The organism is Methylobacterium phyllosphaerae (assembly GCF_001936175.1).
GTDB lineage: Bacteria > Pseudomonadota > Alphaproteobacteria > Rhizobiales > Beijerinckiaceae > Methylobacterium > Methylobacterium fujisawaense.
The window spans coordinates 546,633-561,434 of sequence record NZ_CP015367.1 but is presented as its reverse complement, the minus strand read 5'-3'; the positions used below and the strand labels follow the sequence as shown (position 1 = coordinate 561,434).

12 protein-coding genes are annotated in these 14,802 nt (G+C 70.3%); 7 read left to right on the top strand and 5 right to left on the bottom strand.

Annotated elements, in window-relative coordinates; translation table 11 throughout:
• Window positions 1-52 precede the first annotated feature (52 nt).
• The gene (locus MCBMB27_RS02655; RefSeq protein ID WP_043356791.1) at window positions 53-1,000 is read right to left on the bottom strand and encodes an aspartate carbamoyltransferase catalytic subunit; all 948 of its coding nucleotides are present in this window, start codon (window positions 998-1,000) and stop codon (window positions 53-55) included.
• Between the two features lie 357 nt (window positions 1,001-1,357).
• Here MCBMB27_RS02655 and MCBMB27_RS02650 point away from each other — a divergent pair, with 357 nt between their 5' ends.
• The 3 genes from MCBMB27_RS02650 to topA all read left to right on the top strand — a co-directional run bounded on the left by MCBMB27_RS02650 (window position 1,358) and on the right by topA (window position 6,052).
• On the top strand, window positions 1,358-2,218 hold the full coding sequence (locus MCBMB27_RS02650) for a cytochrome b/b6 domain-containing protein (protein ID WP_075379795.1): 861 nt from the start codon (window positions 1,358-1,360) through the stop codon (window positions 2,216-2,218).
• Window positions 2,215-3,162, top strand: coding sequence for a molybdopterin-dependent oxidoreductase (locus tag MCBMB27_RS02645; RefSeq protein ID WP_075379794.1), 948 nt, complete (start codon window positions 2,215-2,217; stop codon window positions 3,160-3,162). The genes MCBMB27_RS02650 and MCBMB27_RS02645 overlap by 4 nt, the downstream gene beginning before the upstream one ends.
• A 205-nt stretch (window positions 3,163-3,367) precedes the next feature.
• A complete protein-coding gene (gene topA, locus MCBMB27_RS02640; protein WP_075379793.1) occupies window positions 3,368-6,052 on the top strand; it encodes a type I DNA topoisomerase in 2,685 nt (894 codons plus the stop codon).
• A 180-nt stretch (window positions 6,053-6,232) separates the two neighbouring features.
• On the opposite strand, the gene MCBMB27_RS02635 is transcribed toward topA, so the two are convergent.
• Window positions 6,233-6,421 (bottom strand): hypothetical protein, encoded by a 189-nt coding sequence (locus MCBMB27_RS02635; RefSeq protein WP_043349406.1) that lies wholly within the window; start codon window positions 6,419-6,421, stop codon window positions 6,233-6,235.
• A 359-nt stretch (window positions 6,422-6,780) separates the two neighbouring features.
• Between MCBMB27_RS02635 and parE the strand changes: the two genes are divergently transcribed.
• Complete coding sequence (gene parE / locus MCBMB27_RS02630; protein WP_043349421.1) at window positions 6,781-8,853, top strand: DNA topoisomerase IV subunit B; 2,073 nt, start codon at window positions 6,781-6,783, stop codon at window positions 8,851-8,853.
• Window positions 8,854-8,898: 45 nt separating this feature from the next.
• On the opposite strand, the gene MCBMB27_RS02625 is transcribed toward parE, so the two are convergent.
• Both MCBMB27_RS02625 and MCBMB27_RS02620 read right to left on the bottom strand, forming a co-directional pair.
• The gene (locus MCBMB27_RS02625; RefSeq protein ID WP_075379792.1) at window positions 8,899-9,390 is read right to left on the bottom strand and encodes a PRC-barrel domain-containing protein; all 492 of its coding nucleotides are present in this window, start codon (window positions 9,388-9,390) and stop codon (window positions 8,899-8,901) included.
• Window positions 9,391-9,618: 228 nt separating this feature from the next.
• Complete coding sequence (locus MCBMB27_RS02620; RefSeq protein WP_043349412.1) at window positions 9,619-10,485, bottom strand: outer membrane protein; 867 nt, start codon at window positions 10,483-10,485, stop codon at window positions 9,619-9,621.
• Between the two features lie 623 nt (window positions 10,486-11,108).
• On the opposite strand from MCBMB27_RS02620, the gene MCBMB27_RS30450 reads away from it, so the two are divergent.
• From MCBMB27_RS30450 to MCBMB27_RS02605, 3 genes are all read left to right on the top strand, one after another.
• Window positions 11,109-11,336 (top strand): hypothetical protein, encoded by a 228-nt coding sequence (locus MCBMB27_RS30450; RefSeq protein WP_236952872.1) that lies wholly within the window; start codon window positions 11,109-11,111, stop codon window positions 11,334-11,336.
• A 209-nt stretch (window positions 11,337-11,545) separates the two neighbouring features.
• A complete protein-coding gene (locus MCBMB27_RS02610; RefSeq protein WP_043756109.1) occupies window positions 11,546-13,138 on the top strand; it encodes a DEAD/DEAH box helicase in 1,593 nt (530 codons plus the stop codon).
• Window positions 13,139-13,239: 101 nt separating this feature from the next.
• Window positions 13,240-14,298, top strand: a complete 1,059-nt coding sequence (locus tag MCBMB27_RS02605; protein WP_043356236.1) for a GGDEF domain-containing protein — start codon at window positions 13,240-13,242, stop codon at window positions 14,296-14,298.
• A gap of 112 nt (window positions 14,299-14,410) precedes the next feature.
• Here MCBMB27_RS02605 and MCBMB27_RS02600 read toward each other — a convergent pair whose 3' ends face one another.
• Complete coding sequence (locus tag MCBMB27_RS02600; RefSeq protein WP_043356239.1) at window positions 14,411-14,788, bottom strand: HesB/IscA family protein; 378 nt, start codon at window positions 14,786-14,788, stop codon at window positions 14,411-14,413.
• Window positions 14,789-14,802: the final 14 nt, after the last annotated feature.

Here is a 14,802-nt window from a genome sequence, read left to right as displayed (position 1 = left end):
CCGCCCTGCGAGCAAGCGGCGCGGGTGAAGGCGGATGGGCTTTGTCCGGGGCTCAGCCGTTCGGGAGATGCCGGGCGAGCGCTTCCAGCACCGCCATGCGCACGGCGACACCCATCTCCACCTGCTCGCGGATCAGCGACTGCGCCCCGTCGGCGACGTCCGAGGCGATCTCGACGCCGCGGTTCATCGGGCCCGGATGCATCACCAGGGCATCGGGCTTGGCGAGCGCCAGCTTCTCGGCGTCGAGGCCGAAATAGCGGAAATACTCCTTCACGGAGGGCACGAACGAACCGTTCATGCGCTCCCGCTGGAGGCGCAGCATCATCACGATGTCGCAGCCGACGAGACCCTTGCGCATGTCCGTGAAGGTCTCGACGCCGAAGCGCTCGATGCCGGCGGGCAGCAGCGTCGAGGGCGCGATCAGGCGGACCCGGGCACCCATGGCCTGGAGCAGGATGATGTTGGAGCGCGCCACCCGGGAGTGCAGGACGTCGCCGCAGATCGCCACCTGCAGGCCCTCGATCCGGCCCTTGTTGCGGCGGATGGTGAGCGCGTCGAGGAGCGCCTGGGTCGGGTGCTCGTGGGCGCCGTCGCCCGCGTTGACCACCGCGCAATCGACCTTCCGGGCGAGCAGGTGCACGGCGCCGGCCGATTCGTGGCGGACCACGATGATGTCGGGCCGCATGGCGTTCAGCGTCGCCGCGGTGTCGATCAGGGTCTCGCCCTTCTTCACCGAGGACGAGGCGACCGACATGTTCATCACGTCGGCGCCGAGCCGCTTGCCGGCGAGTTCGAAGGAGGATTGCGTCCGCGTCGAGGGCTCGAAGAACAGGTTGATCTGCGTGCGGCCCCGCAGGGTCGTGCGCTTCTTCTCAACCTGCCGCGAGAGGTCGACGGCGGATTCGGCGGCGTCGAGCAGCCCTTCGATGTCGGGCCGGGTCAGACCCTCGATGCCGAGGAGGTGCCGGTGCGGGAAGGCCGGGGGCGCGGGCGTCGTCATGATGAGGCCCGGGTGTAGGTGCGGCGCGCCGTCCCGGCAAGGCTGTCCGATGCATCCATCGCGCGCATCCATCGCGGTTCAGGCCGGGACGCGTCCTCCGGCGCACAGGGGCTGGCTCGGCGTGAGCTCCCGGCTGGCCCGTCCGCTCGGAAAGGGGACAGGCCGCGCTCCGCCCTCGGCCCCGTGCCTGGAGCCCCCGCAGCCCCTGCAGACCGCCGCCGCGCCGGGGAAGCCGGACGGCACCTGCGGCCTTTTTTCCGCCCGATGGTAACCGGTGCTCCTCGCGCCACGTATTGGCCCGAACGGTCGGGGTTCGGACGATCCCCGGCCCAGCGACGCCCAACCGGGACCCGATTCTTGGCCGCCTCCCCTGCTCTCCAAGCCCCCGAGACCGTCGACCGGCAGGGGCGCCGGTGGTTCTACCGCCATCCGCTGGTGATCCGTCTGGCGCACTGGATCAACGCCGCGGTGCTGCTCGTGCTGCTGATGAGCGGCCTCCAGATCTTCAACGCCCACCCCGCGCTCTACTGGGGCGCGGTCTCGACCTTCGACGACCCGGCGCTCGCCATCACGAGCGATCAGGGCCGCGACGGCAAGAGCCGCGGGGTGGTGACGGTCGGCACGCGGACCTTAGACACCACGGGCGTTCTCGGCCTGTCGCGCGAGGGCGGCACGGAGGTGGAGCGGGCCTTCCCGTCCTGGGCGACCCTGCCGGCCAACCAGGACCTCGCCACGGGCCGCCGCTGGCACTTCCTGTTCGCGTGGCTGCTGGTGATCAACGGCGCCGTCTATCTCACCTACGGCCTGTTCAGCGGCCAGCTCCGCCGTCGCCTGTTTCCGGACGGGGACCAGATCCGCCACTTCGGGGCTTCCGTGAAGGAGCACCTGCTCCTGCGCTTCCCCGAGGGCACGGAGGCCAAGCGCTACAACGTCATCCAGAAGCTCACCTATCTCGTCCTGGTGCTGGGCCTTTTACCTGCGATGGTGCTCGCGGGACTCGCCATGTCGCCCGGGATGGATGCCGCCTGGCCCTGGCTCACCGAGCTGTTCGGGGGCCGGCAATCGGCGCGCAGCGTCCACTTCATCGCCGCCGGGCTCATCGTGCTGTTCGTGGTGGTCCACGTGCTGCTGGTGCTGGTCTCCGGCCTCGTCAACAACATGCGCGGCATGATCACCGGCTGGTTCAGCCTCGGCCGTGACCGGGAAGGTGCCCGATGATCCTCCACCGCCGCAACCTCCTCACCGCCGGCGCCGGCCTGATGGGCACCGCCCTGCTCGGCGGCTGCGACAGATTCGCCGGATCCGATGCGGGCCGGCAGACCCTCCAGGTCGGCGAGGACGCCAACCAGTACGTCCAGCGCCTGCTGATGTCGCCGACGACCCTGGCCCGGGAATTCCCGGCCGCGATGATCTCGCCCTGGTTCAAGCCGAACGGCACCATCGACCCGCCGGACCGCGCCTACCGGGCCCTCGCGGCCAAGAAGTTCGCGGAGTTCAAGCTCACGGTCGACGGGCTCGTCCAGACGCCGCTGTCGCTGAGCCTCGCGGACCTGCGCGCCTTGCCGTCGCGGACCCAGATCACCCGTCACGATTGCGTGGAGGGCTGGAGCTGCATCGGGCAATGGGCCGGCGTGCCGCTCGCCGAGGTGCTGAAGCGGGCCGGGCTGAAGCCGCAGGCGCGCTACGCGGTGTTCCACTGCGCCGACACGCTGGAATATGCCGGCGGCGGCCTCGAAGGCGGCGACGGCGCCCTCCTGGGGCGCCCCGGGCATCCGGGCGCGGTGCGCGACGCCTACATCCAGCTCGCCGCCGCCGAGGATTGGGGCGGCGCGCCCACCGCCACCGACGCGCCCAAGGACGATTGGGGTCAGGGCAGCCCGGCCGCGGAGCCCGAGGATAAGCGTACGCCGATCCGCTACTACGAGAGCATCGACCTCTACGACGCCTTCAACCCGCAGACGATCCTGGCCTACGACCTCAACGGCAAGCCGCTGCCCGTCTCCAACGGCGCGCCCCTGCGCCTGCGGGTCGAGCGCCAGCTCGGCTACAAGCAGGCCAAGTACGTGATGCGCGTCGAGATGGTGGAATCGCTCAACGGCATCGGCCAGGGCGGCGGTGGCTACTGGGAGGACCGCGGCTACGAATGGTACGCGGGGATCTGAGTTTCGGCGCCGCGCCAGCCGGGGCATGCGCGACGGAGCGGCTCGACCCCACACCGGCGGCACAGCCCGCCATTTGACATCCCGCCGCCCGTGACCCACTTGTCCCCGGCGCGCGGCCCCGGCCCGACGGCGGGCATATGTCCCACGCGAATTACGATCAGAATTCGTCCGTCGCGCTCAGGTCCCGTCAGGGGCAGAGGTCTGAATGAAAGTCGTCGTCGTCGAGTCGCCGGCCAAAGCCAAGACGATCAATAAGTATCTCGGCCGCGACTATGAAGTGATCGCCTCGTTCGGGCACATCCGCGACCTGCCGGCCAAGGACGGCTCCGTGGATCCCGAGCAGGATTTCCACATGGTCTGGGAACTGGCCGACCGCGGGGCGAGCCGGGTCTCCGAGATCGCCAAGGCGGTCAAGGGCGCCGACAAGCTGATTCTGGCTACCGACCCGGATCGCGAGGGCGAGGCGATCTCCTGGCACGTGCTGGAGGCCTTGACCGCCCGCAAGGCGCTCAAGGGCATCCCGGTCGAACGCGTCACCTTCAACGCCATCACCAAGGCCTCGGTCGAGGCGGCGATGCGCAAGCCCCGGGAGATCGACCAGGCCCTGGTCGACGCCTATCTGGCGCGCCGGGCGCTGGACTACCTCGTCGGCTTCAACCTCTCCCCGGTCCTGTGGCGCAAGCTCCCGGGCGCCCGTTCGGCGGGGCGCGTCCAGTCGGTGGCGCTGCGCCTCGTCGTCGAGCGCGAGATGGAGATCGAGCGGTTCAAGCCGCGCGAGTACTGGACGCTCATCGCCACGCTGACGACCGCCGACGGCGCGACCTTCGAGGCCCGCCTCGTCGGCGCCGACGGCAAGCGCATCCAGCGCCTCGACGTCGGCACCGGCGACGAGGCCGCCGCCTTCAAGCGCGACCTCGAACTCGCGACCTTCCAGGTGGCGAGCGTCGAGGCGAAGCCCGCCAAGCGCCACCCGCAGCCGCCCTTCACCACCTCGACCCTGCAGCAGGAGGCCTCGCGCAAGCTCGGGATGGCGCCGGCCCAGACCATGCGGGTCGCCCAGCGTCTCTACGAGGGCGTCGATATCGGCGGCGAGACCGTCGGCATCATCACCTACATGCGGACCGACGGCGTCGATATGGCGCCCGAGGCGATCCAGGACGCCCGCCGGGTCATCGGCAAGGAATTCGGCGACCGCTACGTGCCCGACGTGCCGCGCAAGTACAGCGTCAAGGCCAAGAACGCCCAGGAGGCCCACGAGGCGGTGCGGCCCACCGACATGAGCCGCCTGCCCAAGATGGTGGCGCGCCACCTCGAGCCCGAGCAGGCCCGGCTCTACGATCTCATCTGGACCCGCACCATGGCGAGCCAGATGGAATCGGCCGAGCTGGAGCGGACCACCGTGGATGTCACGGCGAAGGTCGGCCCCCGCCAGATCGACCTGCGCGCCACCGGCCAGGTGGTGAAGTTCGACGGCTTCCTAACCCTCTACCAGGAGGGCAAGGACGACGAGGAGGACGAGGAGAGCCGCCGCCTGCCGCCCATGAAGGCCGGCGACCCGCTCACCCGCGAGCGGATCAGCTCGACCCAGCACTTCACCGAGCCGCCGCCGCGCTATTCCGAGGCGAGCCTCGTGAAGCGCATGGAGGAACTCGGCATCGGCCGCCCGTCGACCTACGCGGCGGTGCTCCAGACGCTGCGCGACCGCGAATACGTCAAGATCGAGAAGAAGCGGCTGCAGCCGGAGGACAAGGGGCGGCTCGTCACGGGCTTCCTGGAGAGCTTCTTCCGGCGCTACGTCGAGTACGATTTCACCGCCGACCTCGAGGAGCAGCTCGACCGCGTCTCCAATGCCGAGATCGACTGGCGGGCGGTGCTGCGCGACTTCTGGCGCGATTTCTCCGCGGCGATCGGCGAGACCAAGGAGCTGCGCGTCACCGACGTGCTGGAGGCGCTGAACGGCCTCCTCGGGCCGCACATCTTCCCCGACAAGGGCGACGGCTCGAACCCGCGCACCTGCACGGTCTGCGGGACCGGACAATTGTCGCTGAAGCTCGGCAAGTTCGGCGCCTTCATCGGCTGCTCGAACTATCCCGAGTGCAAGTACACCCGCCAGCTCTCGGCCTCGGGCGTCGAGGGCGAGGGGGACGGCTCCTCGGCCGAGGGCGGCCAGCCGGGCGTCCGGGTGCTGGGCGACGATCCCGCCACCGGCCTGCCGGTGACGCTGCGCGACGGCCGATTCGGGCCGTTCCTGCAGCTCGGTGAGGCCTCCACCGAGAAGGGGGCGGAGAAGCCGAAGCGTTCCTCCCTGCCGAAGGGGCTGAGTCCCTCGGCGGTCGACCTGCAGAAGGCGCTGGCCCTGCTGGCGCTGCCCCGCGAGGTGGCGCGCCACCCCGAGACCGGCGAGCCGATCCTGGCCAATCTCGGCCGGTTCGGGCCCTACGTGCAGCATGGGAAGACCTACGCCAATCTCGGCAAGGACGACGACGTGCTGGAGATCGGCGGCAACCGCGCCATCGACCTGATCGTCGCCAAGGAGCAGAGCGGCGGCCGCGGCCGTCCGGCTGCCGATCCCGGCCGGCCGCTCGGCACGGACGCTGCGAGCGGGCGCGACCTCGTGGTGAAGGCCGGCAAGTACGGCCCCTACGTCACCGACGGCGAGGTGAACGCCACGCTGCCGAAGACCATGAGCGCCGAGGCGCTGACGCTCGACGAGGGGATCGCCCTGGTCAACGCCAAGCGTGCCTCGGGCGGCGGCAAGCCGGCGAAACGGGGCGCTGTCCGGAAGACCGCGACGCGCGCGGCGAGCGGCGCCAAGCCGGCGGCCAAGAAGAGGGCAGCGAAGAAGCCCGCCGCCAAGAAGACCGCGGCCAAGAAGACGGGCGCCGGCTGACGCAGACAGGTCCAGGCGGCCTTCACCCGCTCGCCGGGTGCAAGGCGCGTCAGCCGCGCCGGTCCGTGTCCAGGGCGGGCACGCGGTCCTGCGCTGCTCTCCCGGCAGCGGTGGGGGACAGGGGCAGACCGACGCGGAGAACGGGATGCACGTCCCGGTTTCCGGGTCCGGCCGCCCGGTTCAGACGAGGTAGGTGATGGTTGCCGCGAGCGCCGTCGCGAAGGTCGCCAGCGCGATCGTGGTGGAATTCATGAGCGCCCGGCCGGGCGGCACGCCGGCCGCGTCGTCGTCGCAGCCGAAGGCGGCGCCGGCCGCGTGCTCGAAGCGGATCAACGTGAGGCGGCGGGCCTCGATCGCGGCATCGCTCATGGGCTGCGGCTCCCTGACCACGGTCAAGATTTATCTCCGCCGTCAACGTCGATCGTCCCGGTCTGTTCCGGCGGCGGCCTGCGGAGGTCGAACAGGCTGGTCACGGGAAAGCCTTAACCCATCGTTGTGCAACGTCGTGATGACGGGCCGCCTGGCCCCCTCGGGGGTCGGGGCGGTTCCGGCCCTCGCTCGCGGCGCCGCAGCATGCGATGGTGCGGCCGCGTCGCCTGGGGGCGAACGGTTTTGATGTTTACGTTTTGTTCCGCTATCATGCGGGGATGAAGGCGCATGCTCCACGACCCAAGACCCGTCTGCGCGAATCCGAGCCGGCCGATGCGCCGCGCCCGCGGAGGCCGCGCGTGAGCGATCCGGCCCGCGACCTGTTCGGACCGGGCGGCAAGGCGGCCGCCTCGACAGCCCCCTCTCGCGCGCCGGAGCCGCGACGGCGCCTCGATGCCACGGCCTCCGTGACGGCGCTCGCAGCGGCCGAGCCCGATTCCGGCTACACCGCCTCCGACATCGAGGTGCTGGAGGGGCTGGAGCCGGTCCGGCGCCGCCCCGGCATGTATATCGGCGGCACCGACGAGCGGGCGCTGCACCACCTCTTCGCCGAGGTGATCGACAACTCCATGGACGAGGCGGTGGCCGGCCATGCCAGCTTCATCGAGGTGGAGCTGGAGGAGACCGGTGCCCTCGTGGTCACCGACAACGGCCGCGGCATCCCGGTCGACCCGCATCCGAAATTTCCCGGCAAGTCGGCGCTCGAGGTCATCATGACCACGCTGCATGCCGGCGGTAAGTTCGACTCGAAGGTCTACGAGACCTCGGGCGGCCTGCACGGCGTCGGCATCTCGGTGGTGAACGCGCTCTCCGACCTCCTCGAGGTCGAGGTGGCGCGCAACCAGACCCTGTATCGCCAGACCTTCTCGCGGGGCCACGCGCAGGGCGCGCTGGAGCTGATCGGCCGGGTGCAGAACCGGCGCGGCACCCGGGTCCGCTTCCACCCGGACGCGCAGATCTTCGGCTCGCTGAAATTCGACCCGCGCCGCCTGTTCAAGATGGCGCGTTCGAAGGCCTACCTGTTCGGCGGCGTCGAGATCCGCTGGCGCTGCGCCCCCGCCCTCCTCGAGGGGCTGGAGGGCGTACCTGCGGAAGCCGTGCACCGCTTCCCCGACGGCCTGCGCGACTATCTCGCCCGCGACATCGACGGCAAGGAGCTGGTCACCGACGCGATGTTCTCCGGCAAGATCACCAAGCCGGGCTCGCACGGGTCGCTGGAATGGGCGGTGGCCTGGATGGTCGCCGAGGACGGGTTCTCGCATTCCTACTGCAACACCATCCCGACGCCCGAGGGCGGCACCCACGAGGCCGGCCTGCGGGTCGCCCTGCTCCGGGGCCTGCGCGAGCACGCCGAGCGCGTGAACCAGGCCAAGCGCATGACCGCGGTGACCACCGACGACGTCATGGCGACCTGCGCGTCCATGCTCTCGGTCTTCATCCGCGAGCCCGAGTTCCAGGGCCAGACCAAGGACAAGCTCGCCACCGTGGAGGCCCAGCGCATCGTCGAGACGGCGGTGCGCGACGCCTTCGACCATTGGCTCGCCGCCTCCCCGGCCCAGGCCAACAAGCTGCTCGACTGGGTGATCGACCGGGCCGAGGAGCGCCTGCGCCGCCGCCAGGAGAAGGAGGTCGCCCGCAAGAGCGCCACCCGCAAGCTCCGCCTGCCCGGCAAGCTCGCCGATTGCTCGGCCGCCGGCACCGCGGGCTCGGAGATCTTCATCGTCGAGGGCGATTCGGCCGGCGGCTCCGCCAAGCAGGCCCGCGACCGGGCAACCCAGGCGATCCTGCCCTTGCGCGGCAAGATCCTCAACGTCGCCTCGGCGAGCCGGGACAAGCTCGGCGCCAACCAGCTGATCTCCGACCTCACCCTGGCGCTCGGCTGCGGCACCGGCGCGGCCTTCCGCGAGGCCGACCTGCGCTACGACAAGGTGATCATCATGACGGACGCCGACGTCGACGGCGCCCACATCGCCTCGCTGCTGATCACCTTCTTCTACCGCCAGATGCCCAAGCTCATCGACCGCGGGCATCTCTACCTCGCGATCCCGCCGCTCTACCGGCTGCAGCAGGGCTCCAAGGTGGCCTATGCCCGGGACGACGCCGACCGGGAGCGGATCATCAAGACGGTGTTCAAGGCCGGCAAGGTCGAGATCGGCCGGTTCAAGGGCCTCGGCGAGATGATGCCGGCCCAGCTCAAGGAGACCACCATGGACCCGAAGAAGCGCACGTTGCTGCGCGTCGCGGTCCTGGACGAGGCCCGGGAATCGACCGGCGATACGGTCGAGCGGCTGATGGGCAACAAGCCCGAGGCCCGCTTCGCCTTCATCAGCGAGCGCGCGGCCTTCGCCGAGGGGGCCGACCTCGACATCTGAACCGTCGCGCCGACGCGGTTTCCACCGCGCCGGCCGCCCGGACCGTCAGGGCTTGGTAACCGCCTTGGCCGGGTCGAAGGGCTGGGCCGCCGACACCGTGTCGGTGCTCATGTTGAGGACCGCCGAGAACCGCTCCCCTCCCGGCCGCAGCACCAGGGCACCAGGCTCCACGGCGATCACCTTGCTGCCGAGGCCGAGGAAGCCGCCGACATCGATCACAACGGCCTTGAGGGTCCCGCCATCGGTGATCAGCAGGTCGTCGATCTTGCCGACGCTGTCGCCTGCCGCGTTGCGCACCGTCACGCCGATCATCTTGGAGGCCAGGAAGGCCACAGGCTTGAGCCCCTGACGCTTGGCGGCGCCCTCGGCATTCGCCGCCGCCATCAGCCGCCCGACGCCCTGGCCGTCCGTCGAGGTCCCCGGCCCCGTGCCCGGCAGGACCGTATCCTTGCCGATCACGGAGGCATCCTGGGCACGTGCAGGCGCTCCCGCCAGAGCCAGGGCCGCGAGCGACAGGAGAAGGATTCGGCTTCGCATGGCTGATCGCTCCGGTGCGCCCGGACCCGTCGCGGGGTTCCCGTCCCGATCCCCGCTTGGTCCCCATGAGGCGCCGCGGTCTCAATCGCGGGTGGCACGCGCGGTTCCGGCGCTCCCTGTCGCACCCGACCGGTCCGGCGGCACGACCCTGAAACGCGAAAGGGCCCGGCCTTGCGGCCGAGCTCTTCCGTTGCGCGGAGCCGGTCGAGCCGGCTCCGACGTTCGATCTTAGTACGAGCCGAACTTGTAGTTCAGGCCGGCGCGGACGACGGCGAACTCGGTCTTGGCGGCGGCGCCGTTGAGGTAGGCGGTGCCGTTCGGGGGCAGGAGGTTGCCGTAGAAGACGCCGCCGGCGGAGTTCTTCTGGCGGTCGAGGCTGACGTACAGGCCTTCGACCTTCAGGGTGACGGCCGAGGAGCGGAAGAAGTTCAGGAAGGAGTCGGTGGGCAGGGCGTACTCGACGCCGCCGCCGGCGGCCCAGCCGGTGCGGAAGCTGTCGCGGAAGCGGTTGCCGGAGAAGTTCTGGTCGTCCTGGCCGGATCCGTAGGCGAAGCCGCCGGTGCCGTACACGAGGGTGCGGTCGAAGGCGTAGCCGAGGCGGCCGCGGACGGTGCCGAAGTAGTCGAGGCCGTTGCCGCTGGTGGCGACGAAGGCGGGCGGGTTGGAGAAGGCGACGCCGGGGAAGCCCAGGAAGCTGTAGTTCTGGGTGGCGTTGGCGCGGCGGGCGAAGTCGACGTACTGGGCGTCGGCCTCGAAGCCGATCACCACGCCCGAGCCCGGCGTGAACTGGTAGTTGTAGCCGATCTGGGCGCCGCCCGAGAAGCCGTCGTTGTTGTTGCGGTTGTTGACGCTGACGACGCCCGAGGTGCCGGGGGAGTTGATCAGCGAGCCGCCCGGCAGGGCGTAGCTGGTGGTGTTGCGGCTGTTGGCGTCGAAGCCGTAGCCGGCGTTCACACCGACGTAGAAGCCGGTCCAGGTGAACACCGGCACCGGCGTGAACACCGGCGGCGGCGCAGCGCGGCGCGGCAGGTCGGCGGCGGACGCCGTTGCGGTCAAGCCGGCGAGGACGGTGGATGCGAGGAGGAGCTTCTTCATGGTGGTGTCGGTCCTGGGGTTAGCTTGAGCCGGCAGCCTTCTAGGCGCTCTCGGATGGCGGGTCTGTCGCTTTCCTGCAACAAGCATCCTCAGACTAGGGACATCCCGTCAACGAAAGATGAAGACTAACCGACCGTCTCCCAAGCAGCCGGCTCGCTTGCCCGTCGAGACTGTACGCGGACAGCTGAAAAGGCTCGGAAGACTAGCTGTCTTGCGCGACGTGCATATTCGGGCACGCCTCAACGGGTGCCGTGATAGCGTCCGAGGTCTCGCCGGTTGCATGCAGGGCGGCCGTTTTATTCCGGCACAACTTTGGCGAGAGGGTGCGCGCGGTCGTAAGCGATTGGTTAACCGTATCCGCCGATGGTCCGTCGCTGCGGGCGGGCCGACCCTCTCGAGCACCCGCGACCGGCTTCCTGCCGGCTCCCGCATCGCGGCCGGCCGCCTCGCCCGGTGGAGACAGCCGTCCATCCATGCTCAGCCACGACGAACGGAGCCGGAGAACCTTCGGCAGGCGCCGAACTCCGGAGGGGACGGCCGGTCTTCCGGCGAGCTTTCCCCGCCCGGCATCGCATCCTGCGCGGCCGAGGCGGGCCGCCGGGCCCCTGTCCTGGACCCTGCGCATGGCGGGACTCGTCGGGCTCCTCACGGTGGTTGCCGCCTATCAGCTCGCCCGGCTCAGCCGGCCCGATGCGGCACCGACGGCCGCCGCGGTCGCCGCCGTGGCGGGACCGGCCCATCCGGGGATCGCGGACCCGCAGACGACCGGCGCCCTCGCGGCATCGGAATTCGCCCGGTCCACCCGCCTGGATCCCTGCCTCGTGCCCGCATCCGACCGTCTCCGGCCCTGATCGAGGCCCGTTTCGGCGCCCGATCCCCTGTGCGTCGGCGGGCGCCATCACCATTGCGAGATTGACAAGTCGCGCCAGGGCCCTAACTGACATGCGTGATGCGCCCCGCGGCCCCGGGAGCGCCCGATCGCCCCGCGCGAGCCTTTCCCAGCCGTTGCCGCGACGGTGTCCTTCGCGCCGGCCGGGCGCGCAACGGTTCCTGAACGCAGATGCCTTTTTCCGACCTGGGACTGAGTGACAAAGTCCTGAACGCCGTCGAAGCGGCGGGTTATACCGAGCCGACGCCGATCCAGGCCGAGGCCATTCCCCACGTGCTGGCGCGTCGCGACGTCCTCGGCATCGCCCAGACGGGAACCGGCAAGACGGCGGCGTTCACGCTGCCGATGCTGACGCTCCTGGAGAACGGACGCGCCCGGGCCCGGATGCCCCGGACCCTGATCCTGGAACCGACCCGCGAACTGGCGGCGCAGGTGGTCGAGAATTTCGACCGCTACGGCACCAACCACAAGCTCAACGTCGCCCTGATCATCGGTGGCGTGTCCTTCGCCGACCAGGACGCCAAGCTGATGCGCGGCACGGACGTGCTGATCGCGACACCCGGTCGCCTCCTCGACCATTTCGAGCGCGGCAAGCTCCTGCTCACCGGCGTCGAGCTGCTCGTCATCGACGAGGCCGACCGCATGCTCGACATGGGGTTCATCCCCGATATCGAGCGCATCGTGAAGATGGTGCCGTTCACCCGGCAGACCCTGTTCTTCTCCGCGACCATGCCGCCGGAGATCGAGCGGCTGGCGGACATGTTCCTGCACAACCCCCAGCGGGTCGAGGTCGCCCGTCCCGCCTCCACGGCCACGACGATCACCCAGCGCCTGGTCGCAACCGGCGCCGAGGGGCATGCCAAGCGCGAGCGCTTGCGCGACCTGATCCGCGGCGAGGCGGAACTCAAGAACGGGATCATCTTCTGCAACCGCAAGCGTGACGTCGCCCTGCTCCAGAAGTCCCTGGTCAGCCACGGCTTCGACGCCGCCGCCCTCCACGGTGACATGGATCAGCGGGCGCGGACCGCCGCCCTGGACGCGTTCCGCAACGGCGAGACCGCCCTGCTCGTCGCCAGCGACGTGGCGGCGCGCGGCCTCGATATCCCCGCCGTGAGCCACGTCTTCAACTTCGACGTGCCGCATCACCCCGAGGATTACGTCCACCGGATCGGCCGCACCGGCCGCGCGGGCCGGAGCGGCACGGCCTATACGCTTGTCGCCCCCGAGGACACGCGCTCCCTCGGCGCCATCGAGGCGCTGATCGGCCAGCCGATCCCCTGGCTGGACGGCGATCTGTCGACGGTGGCCGAGCCGTCCGGCGACACCGGGACGCGTCACCGCGGCCGGTCGGGCGAGGGCCGCCGCGGCGCGCGCTCCGCGAAGGCCGGCGACAAGGGCGGTGCTGCCCGGGGCGGTCGCGCGAGGAGCGGCGACGCCAGTCGCGGCGACGCCAAGGAGATCCGGAGCGCCGGCGAGGCCGAGGAGGCCCGGGAGGAGCGTCCGCGGGCACGCACCGGTCGCGGTGCGGCGGCCGCGCAGCGTCCGGAGGCACGCCAGGAGAGTCGTCAAGAGAGTCGGCAGGAGGGGCGCCAAGAGGCTCGCCCGGAGAGCCGTGCTGCGGGACGCACGACGGCGCGCGCCGGCGCGGCCGGGCGCGAGGAGCGCGGGCGCCGGAACGATGCGGACGGTGATACGCCCGTCGGTTTGGGTTCCCACGTCCCGGCATTTCTACTTCGACCAGTGTTGGCGAAGAAAGAAAGGTAACAAGGGTCTTTTCGAGCTTAACAGTCCGGCTACCAGACTGCCGTATATCAAGTCAGGGTCGCGGCGCATGCGCGCCGATCGCCCGGGACCACGGGATACGGATGAGCCAGGAGACCTATTCGGACCGCGATCGCAGCTTCGCATTGGCGAAGCGCAGCCATGACCTGATCCGCGACTACGGCCCCTCCGCGACGCCGCGCGCCTACGCGGTCTGGTATGCCTACGTGTCGGGCGAGCTGCCGCTCCTCGCCGATGCTGTGAAGCGCCTCACCACCCAGAACGGCTGCCTCACCGAGAGCGACATCGACGATCTGCACGAGACCTATCTCGACGGGCGGCGCCTCGCGAGCACCACCGACGACGTCAGCCGCGTGGTCCTGAGCGAGATCGCGGCGGTCACCGAGATCCTGGACCTCTCCCTGGGCTCGACGGCGCAGTACAGCGAATCGCTGCGCGGCGTCGCCCAGGATCTCTCCCAGGGCCTCCCGAGCCGGGCGCGGTTCGGCGAGATCGTGGCGACCCTGGCCGCCACGACCCGGGAAGTCGCCGCCAACAACCGGATCCTCGAGGCCCGCATGCGCGAGACGCGCAGCGAGATCGAGACGCTGCGCGAGAAGCTCGATGCGAGCCGGCGCGAGAGCCTGACCGACGCCCTGACCGGGCTGGCGAACCGCAAGCATTTCGAGGAGACGCTGAAGGCGGCCATGGATTCGGCGCGGGCGCGCACCGATCCCATGAGCCTGATCATCCTCGACATCGATTTCTTCAAGCGCTTCAACGACCTGTACGGTCACCTCACGGGCGACCAGGTCCTGCGGCTCGTGGCGATCGTGATGCGCGAGAATGCCGGGAAGCAGGCGCAGCTCGCCCGGTTCGGCGGCGAGGAGTTCGGTATCATCCTCCCCGGAGCCGACCGCACCGTGGCCAAGCGGGTGGCCGAGACGGTCCGCACCAGCGTGATGGGGCGCGAACTGGTCAAGCGCTCGACCGGCGAGTCGCTCGGCAAGATCACCATCTCCCTGGGGGTCGCGGTGCTGTGCCCGGGGGATACGCCGGCCTCGCTGATGGAGCGGGCCGACCTGTGCATGTTCGCGGCCAAGCGCGCGGGCCGGAACCGCTTCCTGGACGATGCGGCCGAGTCGCTGTCGCAGGTGGCCTAGGGGCGCCGCGACGGCGCCCGCCCGCGGCGGAGCGCTTCGGGAGCGGGAGACCCTCCGCGCCGGGGGCGCGGCCGGGCCGCCGCGCTCCCCGCGCCGACGGTGAGCGGGAGCCTCAGGCCGGCGCGGACAGGCGGTCCGCCGAGACCGGCGTGATCGCCACGGATTCTCCGCAACCGCAGGCCGAGGTCTGGTTCGGGTTGTTGAACACGAACTGCGACGCCAGCTTGGTGGTGGTGAAGTCCATCTCCGTGCCGAGCAGGAACAGCACCGCCTTCGGATCGACGAAGACGCGCACGCCGCGATCCTCGACCACGTCCTCGCCGGGCTTGACCGCCTCGGCATATTCCATCGTGTACGACATCCCGGCGCAGCCGCCGTTCCGGACACCGACGCGCAGACCGGCGATCGGCCGGTCGGCCTCCGCCATGATCGCCTTGATCCGATCGGCAGCCCGATCGGTCAGCGACAGAACCTTGAAGCTCGTGGACATTGTCATCCTCCCGC

Bases quoted from the DNA above. Each gene is read 5' to 3' on its own strand.
- MCBMB27_RS02635 (WP_043349406.1), bottom strand. From the start codon at position 6,421: ATGAGCGATGCCGCGATCGAGGCCCGCCGCCTCACGTTGATCCGCTTC.
- MCBMB27_RS02625 (WP_075379792.1), bottom strand. From the start codon at position 9,390: ATGCGAAGCCGAATCCTTCTCCTGTCGCTCGCGGCCCTGGCTCTGGCG.
- MCBMB27_RS02655 (WP_043356791.1), bottom strand. From the start codon at position 1,000: ATGACGACGCCCGCGCCCCCGGCCTTCCCGCACCGGCACCTCCTCGGC.
- MCBMB27_RS30450 (WP_236952872.1), top strand. From the start codon at position 11,109: ATGGCGGGACTCGTCGGGCTCCTCACGGTGGTTGCCGCCTATCAGCTC.
- topA (WP_075379793.1), top strand. From the start codon at position 3,368: ATGAAAGTCGTCGTCGTCGAGTCGCCGGCCAAAGCCAAGACGATCAAT.
- MCBMB27_RS02645 (WP_075379794.1), top strand. From the start codon at position 2,215: ATGATCCTCCACCGCCGCAACCTCCTCACCGCCGGCGCCGGCCTGATG.
- MCBMB27_RS02620 (WP_043349412.1), bottom strand. From the start codon at position 10,485: ATGAAGAAGCTCCTCCTCGCATCCACCGTCCTCGCCGGCTTGACCGCA.
- MCBMB27_RS02605 (WP_043356236.1), top strand. From the start codon at position 13,240: ATGAGCCAGGAGACCTATTCGGACCGCGATCGCAGCTTCGCATTGGCG.
- MCBMB27_RS02600 (WP_043356239.1), bottom strand. From the start codon at position 14,788: ATGTCCACGAGCTTCAAGGTTCTGTCGCTGACCGATCGGGCTGCCGAT.
- MCBMB27_RS02610 (WP_043756109.1), top strand. From the start codon at position 11,546: ATGCCTTTTTCCGACCTGGGACTGAGTGACAAAGTCCTGAACGCCGTC.